The 5,013-nt window shown below is 71.3% G+C and carries 6 protein-coding genes and 1 pseudogene; all 7 read left to right on the forward strand.

The annotated features are described in order from the left end of the window. The coding region (locus tag JWQ92_RS16115; protein ID WP_297345480.1) for a flagellar hook-length control protein FliK at positions 1-613 on the forward strand (613 nt) is incomplete at its 5' end. 12 nt (positions 614-625) lie between these two features. After that, positions 626-1,069 carry a flagellar hook capping FlgD N-terminal domain-containing protein gene (locus JWQ92_RS16120; protein ID WP_297345481.1) on the forward strand — a complete coding sequence of 148 codons (444 nt, stop codon included), beginning with the start codon at positions 626-628 and terminating at the stop codon, positions 1,067-1,069. A gap of 120 nt (positions 1,070-1,189) precedes the next feature. Beyond that, a complete protein-coding gene (locus JWQ92_RS16125) occupies positions 1,190-2,365 on the forward strand; it encodes a flagellar hook protein FlgE (RefSeq protein ID WP_297345482.1) in 1,176 nt (391 codons plus the stop codon). A gap of 188 nt (positions 2,366-2,553) precedes the next feature. Next, positions 2,554-2,865 (forward strand): flagellar FlbD family protein, encoded by a 312-nt coding sequence (locus tag JWQ92_RS16130; protein WP_297345483.1) that lies wholly within the window; start codon positions 2,554-2,556, stop codon positions 2,863-2,865. Then, positions 2,865-3,692 (forward strand): MotA/TolQ/ExbB proton channel family protein, encoded by an 828-nt coding sequence (locus JWQ92_RS16135; protein ID WP_297345484.1) that lies wholly within the window; start codon positions 2,865-2,867, stop codon positions 3,690-3,692. Before JWQ92_RS16130 ends, JWQ92_RS16135 begins: the two co-directional genes overlap by 1 nt. Positions 3,693-3,694: 2 nt before the next feature. Further along, positions 3,695-4,504: a flagellar motor protein MotB gene (locus JWQ92_RS16140; RefSeq protein ID WP_297345485.1), complete on the forward strand. Its 810-nt coding sequence runs from the start codon at positions 3,695-3,697 to the stop codon at positions 4,502-4,504. Between the two features lie 70 nt (positions 4,505-4,574). Next, positions 4,575-5,013, forward strand: a pseudogene (locus JWQ92_RS16145) (hypothetical protein); the annotation flags it as partial.

A 5,013-nucleotide genomic window follows, 5' to 3' on the forward strand; every position in this document is an offset into this window, starting at 1 on the left:
GGCCGCAGCAGCCGCGCCCCGCATCCGCCGTCTCGCCGTCGCCGCAGCCGGTGACGACGACCGCCCCGCCCCGGCGCAGGCCACCGGTCCGCAGGCCCCCTCGGTGCAGGCCGCGGTGACGCCGCAGCAGCCGGCGCTCCAGCTCCCGGCCGCCGTCGCCGCGCCCGTCGCCGCCTCGCAGGCACCCGCTGATCAGCCGCTCGCCACGCAGCTCGTTCCGCCCATCGCGGCCCTCGCGGCCGCGGGGAACGGCGACCACGTCGTCGTCGTCCGCGTCACACCGGAGAACCTCGGCACGGTCACGGTCCGGGCGCACATCGCCGACGGATCGATGAAGGTCGAGCTCTTCGCCGCCCCGCACGCGCGTGACGCGATCACCGCGATGCTGCCCGACCTCCGGCGCGACCTCGCCGGATCCGGCTCCACGTCCGGGGCGACCCTCGGCCTCGGCACCGGAGACGCCCCCCAGGGCGGCTCGCGCGGATCCGCCTCCGACGACCGCGCACCCCGCTGGGCCCGGCAGCCAGCGCCCGCCGCCTCGCTCCCCTCCCTCCCCGTCCGCTCACCGTGGCCGGGAACGCCCGCCGCCGGGCGCCTCGACGTGCTCGCCTGAAAGGACGCCGCCATGACCGACGCCGTGACCGCCCCGACCACCACCGCGACCTCGCTGTACTCGACGCCGGCGACCCGGACCCCGACGCAGGCGTTCGACTCGCAGATGTTCCTCAAGCTGCTCGTCACCCAGCTGCAGAACCAGGACCCCAGCTCGCCGATGGACAGCACGCAGATGATCAGCCAGACGTCGCAGCTCGCCTCCATGCAGCAGCTGACGAGCCTGAACAGCGCGACCACCGACAGCTACAACCTCCAGATGCGGTCCGCCGCCGCCAACGTGCTCGGCAAGACCGTCAGCTGGACGGACGCCCAGGGCGCCGCGCACACCGGGCTCGCCACCGCGGTGTCCTTCAGCGGCTCGACCCCGAGCGTCACCGTGGGCAGCGACACCGTCGCCCTCACCGACCTGACCGGCATCAGCACCACGACCTCCTCCTCCGCCACCACCTCCTGATCCCCCGCACGACCCCCGCCGCCCCCGCGGCACCCCCAGCCATGACGGCGACCTCGCAGGCCAGGACGGCCACCACCGGCGGCTCACCACCGACCGAACCGTTCCGAAAGGCTCTCCGCCATGCTCCGCTCGCTCTACGCAGGCATCTCCGGGCTCCGCGCCGAACAGACGATGCTCGACGTCACCTCGAACAACATCGCCAACGTCAACACGACGGGCTTCAAGTCCTCCAGCGTCCAGTTCGAGGACACGCTGTCCCAGACGCTCTCCTCCGCCGGCCTCCCGCAGACCACCAAGGCGGGCACGAACCCGAGCCAGGTCGGCCTCGGTGTGCGGGTCTCGGCGATCAACACCAACCTCGCCCAGGGCGAGCAGCAGTCCACGGGGAACAACCTCGACACGATGATCTCGGGGGACGGCTACTTCGTCACGTCCGTCGGGTCCCAGACGCTCTACACCCGTGACGGCGCCTTCCACTGGGACGCGCAGGGCCGGCTCGCGACCGCCGACGGCGGTCTCGTGCAGGGCTGGAGCGCCGTCGGCGGCGTCATCAACAGCGGCGGCGCGCCCGGGGGCATCAACCTGCCGAGCGGCACGGTCGCCCCCGCCGTCGCCTCCAGCAAGGCCACCGTCACCGGCAACCTGGACTCGACCGGCGCGGGCGGCACGGCCGTCAAGGAGATCAGCGTGTACGCGAAGGACGGCACGCAGAAGACGCTGTCCATCACGTTCACGCCGGGCGCCAACGGCGCCTGGACCTACTCCGCCGGCGACGGCACCGGCGCAGCCGTGACCGGCAGCCTCCAGTGCGCGAACGGCGCGGTCACCGGGAACACGAAGATCACGACGAGCGACGGCATCGCCATCGACATGTCGGGCCTCACCGGCTTCGCCGACCTGAGCACCGCGACGATCGCCACCCAGGACGGCACCGCCGCCGGCCGGCTGCTCTCCACCACCATGGGCAGCGACGGCACGCTCTCCGGCACGTTCAGCAACGGCGCGACGATCCCGCTCGCGCGGCTCGCGCTCGCGACGTTCGTGAACCCGGAGGGCCTCGAGAAGGCGGGGAACTCCACGCTGCAGCAGACCCTGAACTCGGGGACGCCCACCATGACCACGGCGGGGGACGGCAGTGCCGGCACCATCGTCGCCGGTGCCCTCGAGGCCTCGAACGTGGACCTCAGCCAGGAGTTCACCAACCTGATCATCGCCCAGCGAGGGTTCCAGGCGAACGCCCGCATCATCACCACGTCCGACCAGGTGCTGCAGGACCTCGTCCAGCTGAAGCAGTAGTCCCCGACGGGACGGACGCGGCGCGGCACCCGATCGGGCTGCCGCGCCGCGTCCCTCGTTGCACGCGAAGTGGGGGCATGCGCGTGCCCTCCTCCACCTGACATCGTCGACGGACCGGCCGATGGTCTAGTCGACGGCGCAACGACCCCACGGACGGGGTCGGCCGTGTGCCCATGGATGGGGGAGGAATGATCCTGCTGACGCGCCTGAACGGCAGCACGTTCGCGGTGAACCCTGATCTCGTCGAACGCATCCAGGAGTCGCCCGACACCTCCGTGGTGCTCGTCGACGGGACGACGTTCATCGTCACCGAGACGATCGACGAGGTGATCAGCGAGATCGCGGAGTACCGCGCTCGCGTCATCGCGCTCGCCCACTCCATGCACTTCGAGGCACCGCCCGCCGTCCCCGCGTCGTCGCGAGGGGGGCGCCGATTCGGTGTCGTCGACGGCGCGAAGGCTCCCGTGCGTCCTGCCGACGCACGTCGTGGGGGGTCCTGATGGATCCCGCCACCATCGGCGGCATCGCCGTAGCGTTCGGGTCGCTGCTCGTCATGGCGTTCCTCGAGGGCGCCAACCCGATGTCGCTCATCATCCCCGCGCCGATGATCCTCGTGCTCGGGGGTGCGATCGGGGTCGGTATCGCGTCCACGACCCTGCCCGACGCGATCCTCGCCATCAAGTCGCTGCCGAAGGCGTTCCTCTTCAAGGGCGTGAAGCTCGGCGCCGACATCGAGCGGCTCGTCGAGCTCGCCGAGGTCGCTCGCAAGCAGGGCCTGCTGGCACTCGAGGCCCAGGCCGCCGAGGTCACGGACCCGTACCTGAAGAAGGCGCTGCAGAACGTCGCCGACGGCATGGACGCGGACGAGCTGCGGATCATGATGGAGGACGAGGCCGCCGCGAAGGAGAAGACGGCGCGCTCGGCCGCGAAGTTCTTCAACTCCCTCGGTGGCTTCGCGCCCACGGTCGGCATCATCGGCACCGTCGTCTCGCTCACCCACGTGCTCGAGAACCTCTCGAACCCGGCCGGGCTCGGCCACTCCATCGCCGGCGCGTTCGTCGCGACGCTGTGGGGCGTCATGTCGGCGAACTTCATCTGGCTGCCCATCGGCGGCCGGCTCGGCAAGGTCGCCGACCTCGAGGCGGAGCGCTACACCGTGCTCGTCGAGGGCGTCATGGCCGTGCAGGCCGGATCCCAGCCCCGGGTGCTCGGCGAGAAGCTGCGCGCGATGGTGCCGGAGAGCCAGCTCGGCAAGTCCGCCGAGAAGAGCGCCGAGAAGGCGGCCAAGCCCGTCAAGGCCGCGAAGACCGCGGAAGCGGCCGCCTGATCGTGAGCAGCGGCAGACGCCGCAAGGGGGGTCACGGGGGCGAGTTCCATCTCGACGAACGCTGGATGACCTCCTACGCGGACATGATCACGGTGCTGATGTGCCTCTTCATCGTGCTCTACGCGATGTCGACAGTGGACTCGCACAAGTTCGACGTGCTGAAGAACTCGCTCGCCTCGGGGTTCGGCGTGACGAACAGCACCAAGCTCGACCTGACCAAGGGCATCCCGGTGCCGAAGGAGCTCGTCGACAAGAACGGCAACGGCTTCACCGCATCGAAGACGACGACCGGGTCGCTGAAGCTCGAGAAGACGATGAAGACGGCCATCGAGGCGGCCCTGAAGAAGGCGCACGCGTCGAACCTCGCCGACATCAAGGTCGACGCGAGGGGCCTCACCATCGGGCTCGTCGGGTCGTCCGCCTACTTCGACGGCAACGACGCATCCCTGCGCCCCGCCGCCGTCACGGTGCTGAAGGCCGTGGCGCCGGTGATCGGCGACGGCGGCCGGACGATCACCGTCGAGGGCCACGCGGACCCGCACGGCTCGCCCGGCCGGTTCGGCAACGACTGGAACCTCGCCGCCGCCCGTGCCGGCAACGTGCTGCTCTACCTCGTCGACCACGGCGTCGCGGGGGAGCGGATCTCCTCCGTCTCGTACGGCTCGGCGCAGCCGATCGCGGGGGAGGGGGAAGCGACGATCGAGAAGAACCGGCGCGTCGACATCGTCGTGCACACGCCGACGAGCACCCCGGCCGCGTCGTCGGCGACACCCGCGGCCATCCCCGCACCGACAGCGGGTCCCGGACACTAGCACCGGCCGTTCGGGCGGTCACCGAGTGTCGTACCCCTGATCGGGGGGTGCCGCTGCGAGGATCCGACGCGTGACGGATCGGCGTGGCCATCGTGTCCGCGTGCACCCGCCTGGGGCCGCGGAGCTCGACGTGCGCCTGTACGACTTCGAGCGCCCGGAGCTGCTGTCCGCGCCGCAGAACGAGCGGCTCGCCTCGGCCTTCGAATCCTTCGGCCGGTCCCTCGGCCTCCAGCTCACCGCGAAGACCCGCACCGTCATCGACGTCGAGTACGGAGGCTTCGTGCTCAGCCCGGCGGCCGCGCTCCGCGATCCGGACGACTCCGCCGCCTACGTCGTCGCCGCGGTCGAGGGCGTCCGTGCCCGCGCGGTGCTCCGCCTGCCACTCGCCGAGGCCCGGTTCTGGGCCTCCCGTCTCGTCGGCGGCTCGGGTGCGGCATCGGGCGAGGAGCGGCTGCTCACCCCGGTCGAGCGCGCCCTCGTCTGGCACCTCGTCGACGAGCACGCCGTCG

It is taken from the genome of Amnibacterium sp., assembly GCF_025463795.1.
Taxonomy (GTDB): domain Bacteria; phylum Actinomycetota; class Actinomycetes; order Actinomycetales; family Microbacteriaceae; genus Amnibacterium.